Source organism: Nocardioides coralli, assembly GCF_019880385.1.
Classification (GTDB): Bacteria; Actinomycetota; Actinomycetes; order Propionibacteriales; family Nocardioidaceae; genus Nocardioides; species Nocardioides coralli.
On record NZ_CP082273.1, the window covers coordinates 1,955,030 to 1,971,839 of the forward strand.

Annotated in this window: 18 protein-coding genes; 13 read left to right on the top strand and 5 right to left on the bottom strand. The window is 67.8% G+C overall.

Annotated elements, in window-relative coordinates; all coding sequences use genetic code 11:
- The first annotated feature begins 874 nt into the window (after positions 1-874).
- The 5 genes from K6T13_RS09570 to K6T13_RS09590 all read left to right on the top strand — a co-directional run bounded on the left by K6T13_RS09570 (position 875) and on the right by K6T13_RS09590 (position 5,813).
- A complete protein-coding gene (locus K6T13_RS09570) occupies positions 875-3,169 on the top strand; it encodes an MMPL family transporter (protein WP_249423703.1) in 2,295 nt (764 codons plus the stop codon).
- Positions 3,169-3,702, top strand: coding sequence for a PaaI family thioesterase (locus K6T13_RS09575; protein ID WP_249423704.1), 534 nt, complete (start codon positions 3,169-3,171; stop codon positions 3,700-3,702). The genes K6T13_RS09570 and K6T13_RS09575 overlap by 1 nt, the downstream gene beginning before the upstream one ends.
- A gap of 115 nt (positions 3,703-3,817) precedes the next feature.
- Complete coding sequence (locus K6T13_RS09580; protein ID WP_222894365.1) at positions 3,818-4,351, top strand: GbsR/MarR family transcriptional regulator; 534 nt, start codon at positions 3,818-3,820, stop codon at positions 4,349-4,351.
- A 60-nt stretch (positions 4,352-4,411) separates the two neighbouring features.
- Complete coding sequence (locus K6T13_RS09585; protein WP_222894366.1) at positions 4,412-5,005, top strand: TetR/AcrR family transcriptional regulator; 594 nt, start codon at positions 4,412-4,414, stop codon at positions 5,003-5,005.
- Between the two features lie 211 nt (positions 5,006-5,216).
- Positions 5,217-5,813 carry a TetR/AcrR family transcriptional regulator gene (locus K6T13_RS09590; RefSeq protein WP_222894367.1) on the top strand — a complete coding sequence of 199 codons (597 nt, stop codon included), beginning with the start codon at positions 5,217-5,219 and terminating at the stop codon, positions 5,811-5,813.
- Between the two features lie 46 nt (positions 5,814-5,859).
- Here the strand turns inward: K6T13_RS09590 and K6T13_RS09595 are convergent, their stop codons facing one another.
- The gene (locus tag K6T13_RS09595; protein WP_222894368.1) at positions 5,860-7,440 is read right to left on the bottom strand and encodes an MFS transporter; all 1,581 of its coding nucleotides are present in this window, start codon (positions 7,438-7,440) and stop codon (positions 5,860-5,862) included.
- A gap of 119 nt (positions 7,441-7,559) precedes the next feature.
- Between K6T13_RS09595 and K6T13_RS09600 the strand changes: the two genes are divergently transcribed.
- Complete coding sequence (locus K6T13_RS09600; RefSeq protein ID WP_222894369.1) at positions 7,560-8,423, top strand: DICT sensory domain-containing protein; 864 nt, start codon at positions 7,560-7,562, stop codon at positions 8,421-8,423.
- A 74-nt stretch (positions 8,424-8,497) separates the two neighbouring features.
- Here K6T13_RS09600 and K6T13_RS09605 read toward each other — a convergent pair whose 3' ends face one another.
- Positions 8,498-8,854 (bottom strand): hypothetical protein, encoded by a 357-nt coding sequence (locus tag K6T13_RS09605; RefSeq protein ID WP_222894370.1) that lies wholly within the window; start codon positions 8,852-8,854, stop codon positions 8,498-8,500.
- A 25-nt stretch (positions 8,855-8,879) separates the two neighbouring features.
- Between K6T13_RS09605 and K6T13_RS09610 the strand changes: the two genes are divergently transcribed.
- The 3 genes from K6T13_RS09610 to K6T13_RS09620 are packed head-to-tail and all read left to right on the top strand — an operon-like array spanning position 8,880 to position 10,590.
- Positions 8,880-9,527 carry a TetR/AcrR family transcriptional regulator gene (locus tag K6T13_RS09610; protein ID WP_222894371.1) on the top strand — a complete coding sequence of 216 codons (648 nt, stop codon included), beginning with the start codon at positions 8,880-8,882 and terminating at the stop codon, positions 9,525-9,527.
- Entirely contained in the window at positions 9,524-10,111 is a 588-nt protein-coding gene (locus tag K6T13_RS09615) for a maleylpyruvate isomerase family mycothiol-dependent enzyme (RefSeq protein ID WP_222894372.1), read from the top strand. The genes K6T13_RS09610 and K6T13_RS09615 overlap by 4 nt, the downstream gene beginning before the upstream one ends.
- 5 nt (positions 10,112-10,116) lie before the next feature.
- Positions 10,117-10,590 carry a MarR family winged helix-turn-helix transcriptional regulator gene (locus K6T13_RS09620; RefSeq protein ID WP_222894373.1) on the top strand — a complete coding sequence of 158 codons (474 nt, stop codon included), beginning with the start codon at positions 10,117-10,119 and terminating at the stop codon, positions 10,588-10,590.
- Between the two features lie 172 nt (positions 10,591-10,762).
- Here K6T13_RS09620 and K6T13_RS09625 read toward each other — a convergent pair whose 3' ends face one another.
- Positions 10,763-11,545: a TetR/AcrR family transcriptional regulator gene (locus tag K6T13_RS09625; RefSeq protein ID WP_249423705.1), complete on the bottom strand. Its 783-nt coding sequence runs from the start codon at positions 11,543-11,545 to the stop codon at positions 10,763-10,765.
- On the opposite strand from K6T13_RS09625, the gene K6T13_RS09630 reads away from it, so the two are divergent.
- Both K6T13_RS09630 and K6T13_RS09635 read left to right on the top strand, forming a co-directional pair.
- Positions 11,544-12,626 carry a BtrH N-terminal domain-containing protein gene (locus K6T13_RS09630; RefSeq protein WP_222894374.1) on the top strand — a complete coding sequence of 361 codons (1,083 nt, stop codon included), beginning with the start codon at positions 11,544-11,546 and terminating at the stop codon, positions 12,624-12,626. The genes K6T13_RS09625 and K6T13_RS09630 overlap by 2 nt on opposite strands.
- On the top strand, positions 12,623-13,297 hold the full coding sequence (locus K6T13_RS09635; protein ID WP_222894375.1) for a transglutaminase-like domain-containing protein: 675 nt from the start codon (positions 12,623-12,625) through the stop codon (positions 13,295-13,297). Before K6T13_RS09630 ends, K6T13_RS09635 begins: the two co-directional genes overlap by 4 nt.
- A 52-nt stretch (positions 13,298-13,349) precedes the next feature.
- On the opposite strand, the gene K6T13_RS09640 is transcribed toward K6T13_RS09635, so the two are convergent.
- Positions 13,350-14,054, bottom strand: a complete 705-nt coding sequence (locus tag K6T13_RS09640) for a lysophospholipid acyltransferase family protein (RefSeq protein WP_249423706.1) — start codon at positions 14,052-14,054, stop codon at positions 13,350-13,352.
- A 152-nt stretch (positions 14,055-14,206) separates the two neighbouring features.
- On the opposite strand from K6T13_RS09640, the gene K6T13_RS09645 reads away from it, so the two are divergent.
- A complete protein-coding gene (locus K6T13_RS09645) occupies positions 14,207-14,731 on the top strand; it encodes a PaaI family thioesterase (protein ID WP_222894376.1) in 525 nt (174 codons plus the stop codon).
- 5 nt (positions 14,732-14,736) lie between these two features.
- Here K6T13_RS09645 and K6T13_RS09650 read toward each other — a convergent pair whose 3' ends face one another.
- A complete protein-coding gene (locus K6T13_RS09650) occupies positions 14,737-15,327 on the bottom strand; it encodes a TetR/AcrR family transcriptional regulator (protein WP_249423707.1) in 591 nt (196 codons plus the stop codon).
- A 261-nt stretch (positions 15,328-15,588) separates the two neighbouring features.
- On the opposite strand from K6T13_RS09650, the gene K6T13_RS09655 reads away from it, so the two are divergent.
- Positions 15,589-16,710: an acyl-CoA dehydrogenase family protein gene (locus K6T13_RS09655; RefSeq protein WP_249423708.1), complete on the top strand. Its 1,122-nt coding sequence runs from the start codon at positions 15,589-15,591 to the stop codon at positions 16,708-16,710.
- Positions 16,711-16,810: the final 100 nt, after the last annotated feature.

Consider the following 16,810-nt stretch of genomic DNA (forward strand, 5'->3'; position numbering starts at 1 on the left):
AGCGGCAAGTCGTGAGTGCTGGCCCGCATTCCGGAGGAGACCCCGGACTTGCAGCAGCAGCGGGACTGCTCGCGCTGAAACGCCCCGGGATATCCGGAAGCTCCGGTCCTTGGGAAGGATGGAGTCATGTCGGGGAGTACGTCGACGAGGTACCCGGGCGAGCTGAGTAGGCGGGCGGTTCGGATGGTCAGCGAGATCCGTACCGATCATGAGTGGGAGTCGGCGGCGATGACCGGGCTCGCTGAGCTGCTCGGGGTTGCACCCCGGAGACCGTGCGTGAATGGTGTCGGCAGGCCGGGGTCGACCCCGGCCTGCGGCCGGGAGTGAACCCTCCGGGGGAAGTGCACGGAGTTGAAGCGGGTGAAGTGGGAGAACGCCGAGCGCACGCGCCACGTGCACGACCACGGGCTCACGCAGGGCGGGCGTACTCGAGGGCGTCCCAGTGCAGCGGCCGGTCCGACTCAAGTGCTTCATACAGCGGCAGCTCACCGCCGGTCAGGATCGCTCGTTTGGGCATCGACGCACGCGTTCGACCCGGCGGCTGGGTGGCAGGCGCAGGGTCAGCCGCCCTCACAGCCCTGACCCTCAAATCGGACGGATCCTCGGCGAAGCGACGAGGAGGCTCGCCGAGGCGCCGACAACCTGAGCCCTACGAGTAGGACGCGCTCCATCCCTTACGCAGGGTCGTAGGCGACCTCGCGACATACCGGCGCGCCGCGTCTTCACTGCGATGTGACACCGTCGTCTACTCTTTGCCCGTTGGGCAACGAAAGGGCGTCCGCTCGGTGTTGCGCCGTCGTCTCCAGGGAGTCCCGTGTCCACTTTTCTTTACCGCTTGGGGGGCGTCGCATTCCGGCGCCGCGGGGTACTCGTCGTGCTGTGGCTCATCGCCTTGGCCGTCCCCATCGTGGGCGTGGCTGCCAACGGAGTCCAGGTCAGCTCGGAACTGAAGATCGACAACACCCAGGCACAGGCTGTCCTGGATCGCGTCGAGCAGGAGCTGCCGTCAGCGTCGGGTGGTCAGGTGAGCGCGGTGTTCGTGGCCTCGGACGGGAGGCTGGACGATCCGGCGGCCACCGAGGCGGTGACGTCGGCGATCGAGGAGGTCTACGCGCTCGACCTCGTGGCAGAACCTGCGTCGCCGCAGCAAGGCGCCGGTCAGCAGCCGGGCGGACCCGGCGATGGTGCCGAAGGACAATCAGGGTCGCCTTCCTCAGCCCCGGTCGGCCCCCTGATGGGCCCTGATGGTCGGCCCGTCCCGGGCGTCCTGGTTGCTGAAGACGGCAAGGTGGCGCTCTTCCAGTTCCAGACGACGGTCCAGCCCACCTCGCTCACCGAGGACGAGATCACGACCATTGTCGACGCGTTGAAGTCCGTCGAGGACGGAACCAGCATCGAGGCACTTCCGAGTGACTCGCTGAAGGCGTTCGAACCCCCCGTCGGCGTCGGCGAGGTCATCGGGGTGATCGTCGCGGCCGTCGTTCTGGTGCTGACGCTCGGGTCCCTGGTGGCGGCCGGACTCCCGTTGCTCACCGCCCTGTTCGGGGTCGGGATCGGCGTCGGCGGTGCGTATGCCCTGTCCGAGTTCATCACCATGAACTCGGCGACCCCGGTCCTGGGCCTCATGATCGGCCTCGCCGTCGGGATCGACTACGCGCTGTTCATCGTCAACCGGCAACGACGGCTCATCCTGGATCATCAGCTCACGGCCGAGGAGGCCGCGGCGAGGGCGGTCGGCACAGCCGGCAGCGCGGTCTTCTTCGCCGGCATGACCGTGGTGATCGCCCTGGCGTCGCTGAGCATCATCGGCATCTCGTTCCTGACCGTCATGGCCCTGGTCGCGGCGACCACGGTCATCCTTGCGGTCTTGATCGCGTTGACGTTGTTGCCGGCGCTGCTGGGTTTCGTCGGAGAACGCGTCGTGAGTCGTCGGGCCCGCGAGCGTCGGGCTGGGCGCGGCGAGGAGGCGCACGGGGTTGCGCACCGCTTCGTACGGCCCGTCGTCGCCGGTCGATGGCTCGTGTCCTTCGGTGTGGTCGGCCTGTTGGTACTTGCGGCCGTGCCCGTGCTCGACATCCGACTGGGCATCCCCACAGGCGCCACGGCCAACACCGACACCGATGCCAGGAAGAGCTATGAAGCGATCTCCACGTCGTTCGGTGAAGGCTTCAACGGTCCCCTGCTGGTGACCGTGGAGCCGAGCGGTTCGGCCCCCCTCGACGCGGAACGCGCCGCAGCTCTGATCGGAGACCTGAGCGCGCAGGACGACATCGCCACCGTGGCACCCGTCGGGGCCACCCCGGACGGACAGTTCCAGGTGCTGAGCGTCATCCCGGAGTCCGGACCCGACGAGACCGCGACCACGGACCTCGTGCGAGACCTCCGGTCCCCAGACAGTGCGGTAGCCAGCACCAACGACGTCACACTGGGCGTCACCGGTCTGACCGCGATCAACATCGACATGTCGGAGAAGCTGTCCGACGCACTACCTCTGTACCTCGCGCTGATCATCGTGCTGTCCATGGTCGTGCTGACGCTGGTGTTCCGGTCCCTCGTCGTCCCCGTGATGGCCACCCTGGGATTCGTGCTCTCGATCCTCGCGACGTTCGGCGCCACCACCGCGGTGTTCCAGTGGGGCTGGGGCAAGGAGCTGTTCGGGTTCGACACCGGGGGCCCGCTGGTCAGCTTCATGCCGATCATGGTGACCGGCATCCTCTACGGCCTGGCCATGGACTACCAGGTGTTCCTGGTGTCCTCCATGCGGGAGGCCTACGTGCACGGGCGCCACGGGCGGGACGCGGTCATCTACGGGTTCGACCAGGCCAGCCGCGTCGTGGTCGCAGCTGCGATCATCATGATCGCCGTCTTCTCGGGCTTCATCTTCAGCCACGACGTGATGATCAAGCAGATCGGCTTCGCTCTGGCCATCGGCGTGTTGATCGACGCATTCGTGGTCCGCGTCACCCTGATCCCCGCCGCGATGGCCGTCTTCGGCGATCGCGCCTGGTGGTTGCCGCGATGGCTCGACCGGCTGCTACCCGACCTCGACGTCGAGGGAGACAAGCTGGCCGATCGGCTCCACGTGGAGAGCGGGCAGACGGCAGAGGCGGCGGACACGTCGGTGAGCGCTGGAGTGTCGCCTCGCGCCGGGAAGGACAGCCGGGACTGATGCCGGCACACGATGAAGCCCCAGAGCGGACGGGCAAGGGCGATCGAGTCGACCTCGAGGAGATGACCCAGCGTCTGAGCCAGCTGAGGCAGACGCCGCTGGCCGACGGCCCGCTCCCACCCCACCACCCGCAGTGCCTGGGATGTGGGCCGGACAACCCGCACGGCCACCAACTGCACGCTCGGCGCTCCGGGGACCACATCGTCGCCGAGCACATCTTCGACACGCGACACGTCGGCGCCCCCGGCATCGCGCACGGCGGCGCCGTCGCCACCGTGTTCGACGACCTGTTCGGCTTCACCCTCTACCTGGTCGGCGAACCCGCCGTCACGCGCAGGCTCACAGTCAACTACTCCCGTCCCGTGCTGCTCGGCATTGAGTACGCCCTGAAGGCCTGGGTGGTCACGCGGAACGGACGCGCAGTCGAACTCTCAGCACACCTGCGCCCAGTCGACGAGGAGCGCCCCGTTGCGCGGGCCGACGCCGAATTCGCCATCGTCGGGCTGGAGCACTTCGTCCAAGCCGGGAACTAGAGCCCGGAGACCCATGTCGCCTGCCCGGCCCACCGCGGCGCCACCGTGCAACCCTCATTGCCCATCAGGCATCTAAAGTGTGTATGCGGAACAGGACCACTCACGGGGGCAACCCATGACCCACCCGGAGCAGCAGGCGCAGCCAGGTGACTTCGAGCCGACCAACCCGCCGACAGACCTGCCGACCCAGCCGTCGGTCGAGCAGCGACTGGTGGAACGGTGCGCCCGGATGTTCCATCAGACTGGCCTCTCCCTGATGGCCGGACGGGTCCTCGCCTTTACCATGCTCGACGACGCCGGGGCGCACACCGCACAGGAGTTCGCCCTCGGGCTGGGTGTCAGCACGTCAGCCGTTTCGGGTGCCGTGCGCGAACTGGAGCGGCTGGGACTGTTGGAGAGGTCGCGAGCATCCGGGGTCCGCGCCGTCCAGTACACCCCGCGCGTGGTTCGGGAGGACGTATGGGTTCGCCTGCTGGCCGCGCAGACAGACCGTCTGCGACTGGCTCACGAGCAGGCACTGGCCTTCGGCACCCGGGCCCTCGGGCACGACCATCGGATGCTGCGCAGGCTCGGGGAGGCCGGAGTCCCTCTTGCCCGTCACAACTATCAGGTCGCCCACCTAGATCTGCCAGCCACGTCAAGGAAATGATCCGTGAGCAGACCGCCGGCGGGTAGACGTCCTGGCCGTCCGGACACGCGCCAGCAGATCGTGAGCGCTGCCACCACCGCTTTTGCCGCCGACGGCTACTCCAACTCCTCGATGCGCGGGATCGCGGCACGCGCGGGCGTCGACCCAGCGTTGCTCCACCACTACTTCGGCAGCAAGCGACTGCTCTTCGAGGCAGTCATCCAGCCGGCGTATGCCATCCGGGAGCGCTTGGTGGCGATGGCCGACCGCGGGGCCAGCGTCGAGGACCTGTTGGAGGTCCTGCTGTCCTCGTGCGAGGACCCCACCGTCGGTCCAGCCGTCATGGCGGCCGCCCGGAGCGTCTCTGACTCCAAGGCACCATCGTGTGAGGCCATCCCACGTCACCGCACACCTCACCCCGCGTGCGCACCCCCAGAAACGTCAGCATCGTCACGACCCGACCACCAGCACGAGCCCACCGACTCCGACCACGCGCTGCGTCGCAGCCTGCTCGCCGCCGATGTCCTCGGGCTCGTCCTGGCACGGTACGTCCTGCGAGTCGATCCGCTGGCCACCGCGCCGCATGATGAGGTCATCAGCGCGTTCGCACCGGTCCTCGCCGACCACCTGTGCGACCGCCGGTCCCCACGCCCCAGTGCGTCGCTCACGGAGTGAGATGCGGTGGCGAGCACGAGGTGTCTCGGAGGGCCACGGCGCAGTTCACCGTTCCCTGGGTTCTCGCGCCACCTGAGGACCAGGGCTGTCGTTAGTGTGTGTCCCTCACGGCCCAGGGCAGGAGCGAGCGCGCCGGTCTCTGCCGTCACCGTCGCGGGCCACGCCGTGACACAGGCCGAATAGTTGAGACATGGGTACTTCAGGAGGGGTCATGCTGGGGGTCCGCGAGACCAGGCGGCTCGAGACTGAACGACGTCTGTCGCAAGCCGCGTTCGACTTGGCTGTTGAGCGCGGGGTTGACGGATTCACGATCGATGACGTCGTAGCGGCCGCGGGGTACTCGCGGCGAACCTTCGCGAATCACTTCTCGTGCAAGGAGGAGGCGGTTGCGGCCTCCGTTCTGCAGTACGACACCGACGCCCAGGGGGTCCTCGACGCGCTCGACCCCTCTACCCCGGTGGTCGAGGCCCTACACGCGGTGATGGCCCAACAGTTCACCGCAGACATGCTCGAGAAGCTGCGGGCGGTCTACCGGCTCTCGTCCGATTACCCCTCGGTGAGACCGTACGTGCTGGCCACGCTGGAGGAACTGCGTCACCGTGCGCTTCGCGCCCTGAGCATCTGGACCGACGACCAACGTCCCACGCTCTACCTGCCCCTACTGTTCGGTGCTGTCTACGGTGCCGCCTCCGCGGTCCTGGAGGGCCAGGTCGACGTCGCGCTCACCAGCGGTGAGGACCGCTCGGACGCCATGGCCTACGAGGACTTCGTGGACCTGGTCTTCGCGTACGTGAAGACAGGATTCTGAACCTGCTCGTGGGCCCTGCCAGCCACTCGCTACCGGACCCGGGGACTCAGGCGGCCCTCAACGGCTCGCGTTCTCCCTGCTCCGCTCGGTCGCGTCGTCCCTGCGAGCCTTCGGGTGGTGTGAGCATGGCGCACACCACCGCACCGACGGCCATCACCGCCGCGGCCAGCCATAGTGCCGCTCCGTATCCATCGGAGAAGGAGCTGAGGGCGGCCGAGGCCAGAGCCTGTCCGTCGGCGCCGAGGCGGGTCGACACCTCGAGAGCCTGGGTGACGCCGTCGCGTGCGGCGGCTGCCGCCGGGGCAGGCAGCGCCGCGGTCGCCGGTGACAGGCGGTCCTCGTAGACGGCCAGCAGCACGGAGGCCGCGATGGCACCGCCAAGCGCTCCGCCGACCTCGCGGGTGACGTCGTTGACCGCGGCTGACAGGGTCCGTCGGTCCTCGGGGAGTCCGTCGATGATGAGGCTGGTGCCCGGTGTGATCGCCAGCCCGAACGCTGCGCCGAACAGGACGAGCGTCCCTGCGAACACCCACATCGGCTGCTCGCCGTCCGCCTGAATGGCGAACTGCGCGTAGCAGACTGCCATCAGCGCCATGCCGCTCGTAGCGACCCGGCGTACGCCGAGACGCGACAGGAGCGCTGGCCCAAATCTGGATGCGGGAGCGATGCCGACAGCCATGGGCAGCAACCACAGGGCGGACTCGAGTGGGCTCAGGCTCCTCACGTATTGCAGCCACTGCGGCGCCAGGAAGAAGAAGCCGAACGCCGCGAAGAACTGCACGAAGATCAGCAGGCTCCCCGCCGAGACGCCGCGCCCACGGAACAGTCGGACATCGAGCATCGGCGACTGGCTGCGGAGCTCGTGAACCACAAAGGCGATCAGGAGCAGTGCCCCCAGCACAAGGCCACCCACCGTGGCGATGTCGGTCCACCCACGCTCGGGGCCCTCGATGACCCCATAGACCACCCCGCCGAGTCCAGCCGCCGAGAGCAGCCCTCCGAGCGGATCCTGCGCCAGTCCGACGTTGCGCGACACAGGCGCGACCAGGAACGACGCCAGGGCGGCAGCGAGTCCGGCCGCGCCGTACACCAGTTGCACGCTGGACCAGGAGAATGCCTCCAGCAGCACGCCGGCGACCACGATGCCGAGCATCGCGCCGGCACCCGACACCCCCGCCCAGACGGACACCGCCATGGCGCGGCGCTCCGCGGGGAACGCGTCCACCAGCACCGAGAGGGTCGCAGGCATCACCGCCGCCGCGCCCACCCCGGCCAGTCCACGCAGGAGGATGATCACGGTGGGATCCTCGACGAGGCTGGAGCTCAAGCTGGCCACACCGAAGACGACCAGCCCGCCAACGAGGAACAGCCGCCGGCCGTACCGGTCCGCAGCAAAACCAACCGGCAGCAGCATCCCGGCAAAGACGAGGGCGTAGGAGTTGACCACCCACGTCAGCTCTGTCTGCGTGGCCCCGGTGCGTTGCGCGAGATCCGGCAGCGCCAGCGAGAGAGACGACGCGGCCCCGATCACCAGAGCAAGGCCGAGACACATCACCGTGAGCAGGACGCCCAGGTGCGCGCCCGCGTGAGCCTCATCCCGCGACCGGCGTTCGTCCCAATTCGCCATGATCCAGGTCCTTTCAGTCCGCCGGCCGGGGTACACTTCCTGCCCATCGGGCATTCTACACAGATACCTACACAAGACTGTTTAGGTATGTAGGGGCGGGCGACGACGAGAGGCCTTCGGTGCAGGATGAGGAAGACGGCGACGACACCCTGTCGATCGGGCAGTTGGCCGCACAAGCCGGTGTCACACCCCAGCTGATCCGGACCTGGGAGTCGCGCTTCGGCTTCCCCCACCCGCGACGCCTGGCCAGCGGTCACCGCCGCTACGCGCGCGCCGACATCGCCGCCGTCCGCGCGGTGCTCGAGGCCCGGAGCCGGGGCGTCGACCTGCAAACGGCCGTTCACAGCGCCACGACGCGCGCCACGGCCGCCGTCCGAGGTTCCCTGTTCGCCGGCTTCGCTGCAGGGCACGGCCTGCAGCGGTACCGGCTGCACAAGTCGACCCTCCTGGCGATGTCGTGGGCCATCGAGGACGAGGTCCTGGCGGGCGCCCAGCGCGGGCTCTTGATCGGGACCTTCCAAGAGGTCCGCCACTTCCGCGCATCACGGGCGCGGTGGCACGACCTGGCGGCGGCGTCCGAGCACGCGCTCGCGATGGCGGACTTCTCCCGCCACGACGACGATGCGGTCCCTGCCGAGGTCGCGCTTCCCCGCCACTACCCACTGCTGCGCGAGTGGGCGCTGTTGCACGAGTCTCCTTCGCTCACGGTGGCGCTCGTAGCTCGTGAGGCTGCCGGCCAGGGCCAGGTCCGCGACGCAGACCGCGTGTTCGAGGCCGCGTGGAGCTTCGACGGAGCCGTGGTTCGAGAGTGCCTGACGAACTGCATCGCCATCGCCTCACACCTCGGCTCACACGCGGCGCTACGCCTCGGCTCCGCGTTGGAGCAACAGCCGCTGCCTCCCTCGACGTCTGTGGTAGTGGCGCACCAGATCTTCAGTCGCGCCATCGAGTTCATGGACCAGGCCTCGCAGCAGCGCCCCTGACGGTCCTTCCGGTGCTGTGCCACCGAACCTCACCGGCGCGCAGACGAGATCCGTCCAGCGTTGCGCCGCGATCGTCATCCAGGCGAGCCAGAACTCGCCTGATGCTCCAAGAACTCCTCGATCTGTCGCACACCGCGCCGAGCTTCGCGGCGCACATGGTCCCGAGGCTGGCGTCGCCGGACCGGGGGACCGTTCGACTGCCACTGACGCAGCGCCTCGGCCGCAGCGACTCCGCCGCACCACACAGTTCCCATGGCGATGAAGCCACCGACACACCACCACATGATGTAGCGCAGGACATCGCCGAGATAGCCGTTAAGCAGACTCCAGGCCATCGAGCTGTCGTGCACCCCACCCACCTCCCCTTCGGCAGTTTCGGAGGCCGTGTCGATCAAATTCTCTCCTCGTCCAAGATACATGCAGTCATGCATGTATGTCACTACGTAGGATGCCTTTGTGCCGACAGCAGCCTCCCGACAGGACCTTCGCTCCGCCGCCACCCGGCGGACCCTGCTGGACGCAACCGTTGCCTGCCTGGTCGAGGACGGCTACGTCGGGACGACTGGTCCAGCCATCGCCCGGCGTGCGGGTCTCTCCCGCGGGGCCCAGCTCCACCACTTCGGCACCCGCGACCAGATGGTGGTGGCCGCCGTGGAACACCTGGGACAGCTGCGTCTTGCGGAGGTGAGAGCGAGTCTTGAAGAACTGCAGGCCGACGACCGAGGAGCCTCCGAAACGGGTGTGGTCGCGCTGGAGCTGCTGGCGGCAGCACTCTCCGGGCCCTTGTACGCGGCGACGCTCGAGCTCTGGGTCGCTGCCCGCTCCCACGAGTCCCTGAGGTCAGAACTCGTACCGGCTGAACGGCGGGTCAGGGCCGAACTCGAGAGTGTGTGCCGGGACTTCGTCACCCAGGACCCACGCAATATCCAGGCGACTCTCGACCTCCTGCTGGGCCAGGGAGTCTCAGGGCTCTTCGAGGACGACCACACGTCCCGCAAGAGCGCCCGAGAACACTGGCACTCGCTGCTGACCAAGCATGACGAGACGCCCGCCACATCAACCGGCGAGGCGCCCAACACTCCCACCCCGGCGAGCCCCCGATGACCCCCATCGACCTACGAGAACGGCACCAGCTCTGCGACCTGCTGCTCGAAGTCGGGCCCGCGGCCCCCACCCTCTGCGAGGGGTGGGACACGATGGATCTGGCGACCCATCTCTACGTGCGCGAGCGGCACCCCCTGCGTCCGACCCGGGGCACGCCCAGGGCTTTGCACAACGGGTTCGAATGGGTGGTGGGCCAACTACGCGCCGGGCCGCCGCTGCCGTGGCGAACACCAGTGCTGCGCGACTTGGCAAACGGGCTGGAGTACTTCATCCACCACGAGGATGTGCGCCGCACAAACGGGCTCGAGCTCCGGCCACGATCCGAGGACCTGGAGCGGCTCGCGTGGCGCGCCGACAGACTGCTGGCGCGAAGACTGCCCAAGCGCCTCGGTCCGCACTCCTTGCGGCTCGAATCCGACGACGGGGGCGTCGCCGAATACGGATCCGGACCCACGGTCATGCTGAGCGGCCGGCCCACCGAGATGCTCCTCTTCCTCAGCGGCCGTCCCGCCGGCAGCGCCTTGGTCATCAGCGGATCCGCAGCAGCCCAAGACGCCCTCCACGCTTCCCAACGACGCTTCTGACGACCATGGCCCCCGACGGACTGTCGTGCGTGCCCCCGGCACACGGACCCAACGAAGCGAACCACCACAACACCCTTGAACTGCTCCAAGGGCTGCTCGACACGGCCCAGCGCGCCGAGCCGGTGCTTGCTGGTCGTGCCCAGCTGTCCCCCAACGAGCTCAAGGCACTCCAACAACTTGCACGCCATCGGTGGGGACCTGCCGAGCTCGCCCGGCATCTCGGAGTCTCGACACCAGCGGCAACCGGCATCGTTGACCGCCTCGTTGCACGAGGCCACGCCACGCGGGTACCACACCCAACCGACCGCCGCCGCGTCCAGATCGAACTGACCCCGCTCGCGCACGCCAGCACGCTGCCATTGCGGACACCCATGCTGTCCGCACTCGCCGAGATCGACATGGCGTTGACGGACACCGAGAGGGCCGCAGTCGACCAGTTCCTCGCTCACACAATCCAAGCGATCAAACAAGTTCTGTGAACATCGAGACCGCACTATGCGCTGCAGACGATGAGACTCCTCGTGTCGATGATCGACGCGCCATCCGCGCCCGACCAGAGGCACGGCCGTCACAAGGGTGGTCACATGGCGGAACATCATCGGCGTTTTCGCAGGTCAACGTGGGTCAATCAGTCGGTACTACGACCTGTAATCACTTGTCACGAATTGCTCGAACTCGCTCTTGGGAAACAGACCTTGGCAATGGCGTCACCGAGAGTCCGAGGTACCTCAGTCCCACTTCGGTGATTTTTCGCGACGTCTCCGGGCGCGTCCAGGTGGGAAGGGCCAGGTGACTAACCGTGAGCCGGACCAGGGTGTCCGCGGCGTCGGAGACCTCCTCCGTCACCAGGTCAGGGAAGTTGGTGGTTACCCAGTTGGCCAGCGACCTCGTCGCCAGGTCCAGCAGCTGCGCTGACGTTGTGAGCAACGGCAGAATCCCGGTCGCCGACTGCGAGGAGAGCTCGCCGTTGGAGATCAGGACGGCCCTGAGGAGAGGGCTGCGTTCGGCTTCCTCCAGCGTGAAGTCGACGGCAGCTGCAAGCCCTTGACCGGCATCGGCGCGGTGATGGGCCAGCACCTCCTCGATTCCATCGATGAATCGCGACGCCTCCCGGAGGACCACGGCCTCGCCCAACCCGGGCTTGTCCTTGAACTCCTTGTACAGCAGGGCACGTGAGACGCCGACGGCGTCGGCGATCTCTCCCATGCGGACTCGTTCCCATCCACGCTCGACGATCAGGTCGTGGGCGGTCTCGAGGACCGCGGCGCGGACGTGTTCGCGGTACCGGTCGCGCATCGTTGGAGGTGCCACACCGAACAGACTAGCCAGAATGTCACTCTCTGGACTGGTGTCACGATCGCACAAGGTGACAGATAGCTTCCCAGCATCCGTTTTCGGACAACTTCCACTTTCTGTCTCTAGGATGAGGTCCATGGCTAGCTCTCAGCAACGCGTCGTCAGCCCCTACCCCCACCGCCTGGGCGGTCATTGCGGCTCCGGCGCGATGCGGGACCTGCTGGAATGGGCCGGACTTGGGTGGAGCGGCCCTCCTGACGAAGGACTCGTATTCGCACTGAGCGGGTCCCTGGACCTCGCCTACGTCCGGGACACCGAGCTCATGCCCCCGATCTACCTCGTGGGCCGCGGAGGCGACCTGGAGACAGACCTGCCGATGCGCCTGGGGGCAACGGTCTCGGTGCACGCCACCGACGACCCGAGCGAGGGATGGGCTTGGGTGCGGGACTCCATCCAGCGTGGCCGCCCAGCGCTCGTGTGGGCGGACATCGCCGAGCTGCCGTACCTGCGGGTCCAGCTCCAGATGAGCAGGCACGACATCGTGGTCATCGGCTACGACGACGAGCATCAGTTCGCGCACGTCATCGACAACGACCGCGACGACGTGCAGATCGTGCCCTACGAAGCGCTGGCCAAGGCGCGGTCCTCACAGGGCTTCCCGGTCCCGACGCGTCACACCTTCTTCGACATCGAGTGGCCCCAGAAGCTCCCCGACCTGACGGTCGCCAGCCGTGCCGCGTTCGCCCAGGCGGCCGCTGCCATGACCGCCTCGGACGGACCGTCGATCGTCTCTGGCAGCGACACGGCGGTGGGAGCCACCGGACTCGCCGCCGTCGACCTGTTCGCCGACGATCTCCCGCGATGGCCCGAAGTATTCCCCGACGACGTGCTGCACCTGCTCCTGCTCGGCCTGAGCGCGTTCGTCGAGAAGGCAGGTACGGGCGGCGGACTCTTCCGCAAGCTGCTGGCCAGTGGCGCGCACGACATTGCCCGGCTGACCGACGACCCTGGGGCCGCGGCGGTGTCCGACAGTGCCCGCCGCTGCGCCGCGACCTGGTCGCAGGTCGCGTCCCAGGCGCGCCGCGACGGGGCACCGGCCCGCGAGCGTGCCCGGCAGGCAGCCCGGGTCGCTGCCACACTCCCAAGAATGGAGCGGGAGCTCGTGCGCGCGCTCGAGGACGCCGGGGCTGCCACGCACACCCGGACCGTCGTCCGGTGAGCGGCCAGCACGAGCCGAGCGATGCGGTGGCCTCCGGGTACTTCGTCGACAGCGACCACCCGGCCATCCGTCGGTTCGCCTCCTCAGTGGTGGAGGGGGCGGACGACCCACACGAGCGTGTCCGGCGGCTCTTCGCGGAGATCCGCGAACGCCTTCGCTACAACCCGTACCGCGTCACGCCCGATCGCGACCACTACAAGGCCAGCTCCATCTTGAACGGCGGCCCCACCTGGTGTGTGCCGAAGGCGGTGCTGCTTACCGCCAGCTTGCGCGCGGTCGGGATTCCGGCCCTCCTCGGCTTCTCCGACGTGCGCAACCACTTGAGCAGCGAACAACTGCTGTCGGTGATGGGCACCGATCTCTTCGTCTACCACGGGTGGACCGCGGTGCACTTCGACGGTCAATGGCACAAGGGCTCGCCGGCCTTCAACACCGAGCTGTGTGAGCGGTTCGGCGTTCCCCCGCTGGACTTCGACGGGACCCAAGACGCGCTGCTCCACGCCGCAGACGGCGCCGGCCGTCGACACATGGAGTACGTACGCGAGAGAGGCATGTACCTAGACCTCCCGTACGACGACATCATGCGGACCCTGCACGAGACCTACGGGTCCCGCCTGGCACAGCGCGGCGCCGCGGGACCGGTCCGCCAGGATCCCGCCTTCGAACCGTGAGAGCCGGCATCGGCGACCACACCGCTCGAACGTGGCTGCCATGGGGCATGCGTCACCGATCCGCCGGAACTCCTGCTAGCTGATCGACCATCGCGGTGATGGCTGCCTCCAAACGCCGACACCCATCCTTCACCGCCCGGGTCTCCCCCAGCTCGTGGAGGTCGTCGAGAGGGACCGGGGGCCCGACGACGATACTCACCCGTCGACGCCAGCCCAAGCGAAGACGCCCACTGTAGGGAGGGAGGATCTCCTGCGCTCCCCACTGCGCCACCGGGAGAAGGGGAACAGACGTCGCCAAAGCGATGCGGACGGCGCCGGACTTCATCGCCATCGGCAGTCCGTCCTCTCGCTTTGTGATGGAACCCTCCGGGTACACCAGGACCAGTTGACCTCGCGCCACGGCTCCCACGGCACTGCGATAGCCAGCCTGTCCAGCCGACCGGTCGACCTCGACGTGACCCGCGGAGCGGAACCACCACCCCACGACCGGGACCGCGAAGAGGCCGTCCTTCGCCAGGAACCGAGGCATCCGTCGCCGGGCAAGGATCATCTCCGCGACCAGCAGGGGGTCGATGTGCGACACATGGTTCGCGGCGAGCACCGCGCCGCCGACCCTCGGGACGTGCTCGACACCACGCCAATCCGGGCGCCGCAGCACAAGCAGGAACGGCTTGCACACCAGAATCGCAAGCCACCACGCCAAGCCCCTGGGCTCGGTACCGAGGCGTTGATCAGTCCTGAGCACCTCTCGGATCACCCGACGATTGTAGACATATGCCGGGTGAATGTCCCGGATGCAGACAAACTAGAGTTTGTGTCACCGTCCGTCCGTCCGTCCGTCGTGATCCTCGAGGAGCCGATCATGAGCGACCTTCCCGACACTTCGACCACGCAGCCGAGCCGCTCCTCATGAGCGGCCACCACGAGCACGACCCCGCTGCGCCGACGACGCTGGAGGCGTGGATCAGTGCCATGTCACGACCACAGCCATCCAAATCCGGCCGCCTCCCCTCACACTCCCCCACCTGCGCGGGATGCGGCACGGAGAACCCCGCCGGGCTCGCCCTGCAGGTCGACGCAACCGAGGCCGGCGTGCGCTGTGTGCACCGCTTCGACCACCGCCAGGAGGGCGCACCCGGGATCACCCACGGCGGTCTGGTGGCGGCGGCGTTCGACGACCTCTTCGGATTCCTCCTCTACCGCGTCGGAGAGCTCGCCGTGACCCGGTCACTCACCATCGAGTACCTCCGGCCGGTCCTGCTGGGCACCGACTACGAGTTCACCGCCCGCGTCCGCGACCATGCGGGACGACGACTGCACGTGGACGCCGACGCGGTCGACCAAATCGGCGACAAGGTCGCCACCGCGCACGCGACGTTCATCGTCGTCGACCTCCAGCACTTCGAGCAGGGCACGGCCACCACCGGCCCCTGACATCCTCACTCCGCGACGAACGGCTCCAGCTCGACCGCAGGGTCGAGCGGGATCCCACGGCCGGCCAGCGCATCCTGGAGCACGAGGGTGACGTGACCAGCGAGCCGCCCGACCATGACGTCCAGGGACTCGTCTCGCTGGTCGAGCCACCAGATGACGGTGGCATCCACCATCCCCATCACCCCGACCAGAATGCCTTCGGGAAAGGTCGCCACACCCGACTTGGTGTACCCGCGGGCAGCCGCAGCGATCTCGTCGAGGACGCGCGACCGCCCCATCCGGGCACGATGCAGAGTCCGACTCTGCCCACGGGCTGCCAGGAAGCGGTAGAGATGCGGATGCTCGTCGGCCCAGGTGGCGGAGGCGCGCACCAACCCCTCGACGACCTGCCGAGGCGTGCCTCGTCGAGTCAGGTGCGGGCGCACCCGCACGATCAAGTCCTGCGCAGCCCGCCTGGCCACCTGCTCGTCCAGGTCGTCTCGGCTGGTGAAGTAGCGGTAGACGTGCGGCCTGGGGATGCCAGCCCGCTCCGCGATGAGAGCGGTGCCGGCGCCGATCCCGATCTCATCGATGACCTGCATCGCGACCTGGACCACGCGCTCCCGCTTCTCGTCGCGATCCAGCTCGTCGCGCGACGACCGCCGTCGGACGGTCGAGTCAGCCCAACGTCTCACTTCGACCACCCTCGCAGCCTACAGGCGCTGGGCGACGGCTCCGCTGGGTGCCGCACAACCCCGGGCACCGCCCAACGCCCGACGTGGGACACCTTGTACCCAGCCCGAACGCCGTGATCTCATGGGGTACACCCTGTACCCCATGATCCGGAGGCTCCCATGACCACGCGCCGTTCCCCTTGGATGGACGACGACCTCGAGGACCTGCGTGACCTGGCCCGCACTTTCTGCGAGAAGGAGATCAGGCCGCACATCGAGACCTTCATCGCCGACAAGCACGTCGACCGAGACCTGTGGAACCGCGCCGGAGCGGTGGGTCTGCTGTGCCTCTCCATCCCCGAGGAGTACGGCGGCGGCGGCGGGACCTTCGCTCACGAAGCCATCCTCATCGAGGAGCAGGCACGAGTCGGCGACAGCTCGTGGGGCGCCTCCCTGCACAACGGCATCGTCGCGCACTACCTGCTCGCCTACGGCACCGAGGACCAGAAAACCCAGTGGCTGCCGAAGATGGCGTCCGGCGAGGTCGTCGGAGCGATCGCGATGACCGAGCCCGGTACCGGGTCGGACCTGCAGAACATCAAGACCAAGGCGATCCGTGAAGGCGAGGAGTACGTCGTCAGCGGCTCGAAGACCTTCATCACCAACGGTTCCCAGGCCGATCTAGTCCTCACCGTCGTCAAGACCAATCCCGACGACAAGGCGGCCGGGATCTCGCTGATGCTGGTGCCCACCGCGACTGAGGGATTCTCGAGGGGGCGGGTCCTCGACAAGATCGGGATGAAGGGACAGGACACCTCCGAACTCTTCTTCGACAACGTCCGCGTCCCCGCCACCAGCCTGCTCGGCCACACCGAAGGACAGGGCTTCGTCCAGCTCATGGAACAGCTTCCCCAGGAGCGACTGCTCGTCGCCGTGTCGAACGTAGCGGCCATGGAGCTGTGCTTGGCCGAGACACTGCGCTACGTACGCGACCGCAGCGCCTTCGGACGCCCGATCTGGGGTTTCCAGAACACCAAGTTCAAGATGGCAGAGGTCGCCACCGAGGCGCGGGTCGCGCGCGCCTTCGTCGACGAATGCATCGAACTGCACCTCGACCGGGAACTGGATATCCCCACCGCAGCCATGGCGAAGTTGTGGTGCTCCGAGCGCGCCCAGCGAGTCGCCGATGCCTGCCTGCAGCTGCACGGCGGGTATGGCTACATGAACGAGTACCCTATCGCCCGCGCCTGGGCCGACCTGCGCGTCTCCCAGATCTACGCAGGCAGCTCCGAGATCATGAAGGAGATCATCAGCCGCTCCCTGTGAGCCCATCCGCGACCGACCATCCCAGGCTTGGGGGGCGGGTTCCCTCGACGGGCGTCGAGCATTGGCGCGTCGCCGGCCGTCGCTGCCTCGGGGATCGAGC

What these genes read in the sequence shown, in the direction of transcription:
- K6T13_RS09575 (WP_249423704.1), top strand. Translation starts at nt 3,169, where the DNA reads ATGCCGGCACACGATGAAGCCCCAGAGCGGACGGGCAAGGGCGATCGA.
- K6T13_RS09580 (WP_222894365.1), top strand. Translation starts at nt 3,818, where the DNA reads ATGACCCACCCGGAGCAGCAGGCGCAGCCAGGTGACTTCGAGCCGACC.
- K6T13_RS09590 (WP_222894367.1), top strand. Translation starts at nt 5,217, where the DNA reads ATGCTGGGGGTCCGCGAGACCAGGCGGCTCGAGACTGAACGACGTCTG.
- K6T13_RS09595 (WP_222894368.1), bottom strand. Translation starts at nt 7,440, where the DNA reads ATGGCGAATTGGGACGAACGCCGGTCGCGGGATGAGGCTCACGCGGGC.
- K6T13_RS09605 (WP_222894370.1), bottom strand. Translation starts at nt 8,854, where the DNA reads ATGCATGACTGCATGTATCTTGGACGAGGAGAGAATTTGATCGACACG.
- K6T13_RS09615 (WP_222894372.1), top strand. Translation starts at nt 9,524, where the DNA reads ATGACCCCCATCGACCTACGAGAACGGCACCAGCTCTGCGACCTGCTG.
- K6T13_RS09620 (WP_222894373.1), top strand. Translation starts at nt 10,117, where the DNA reads ATGGCCCCCGACGGACTGTCGTGCGTGCCCCCGGCACACGGACCCAAC.
- K6T13_RS09630 (WP_222894374.1), top strand. Translation starts at nt 11,544, where the DNA reads ATGGCTAGCTCTCAGCAACGCGTCGTCAGCCCCTACCCCCACCGCCTG.
- K6T13_RS09625 (WP_249423705.1), bottom strand. Translation starts at nt 11,545, where the DNA reads ATGGACCTCATCCTAGAGACAGAAAGTGGAAGTTGTCCGAAAACGGAT.
- K6T13_RS09645 (WP_222894376.1), top strand. Translation starts at nt 14,207, where the DNA reads ATGAGCGGCCACCACGAGCACGACCCCGCTGCGCCGACGACGCTGGAG.
- K6T13_RS09655 (WP_249423708.1), top strand. Translation starts at nt 15,589, where the DNA reads ATGGACGACGACCTCGAGGACCTGCGTGACCTGGCCCGCACTTTCTGC.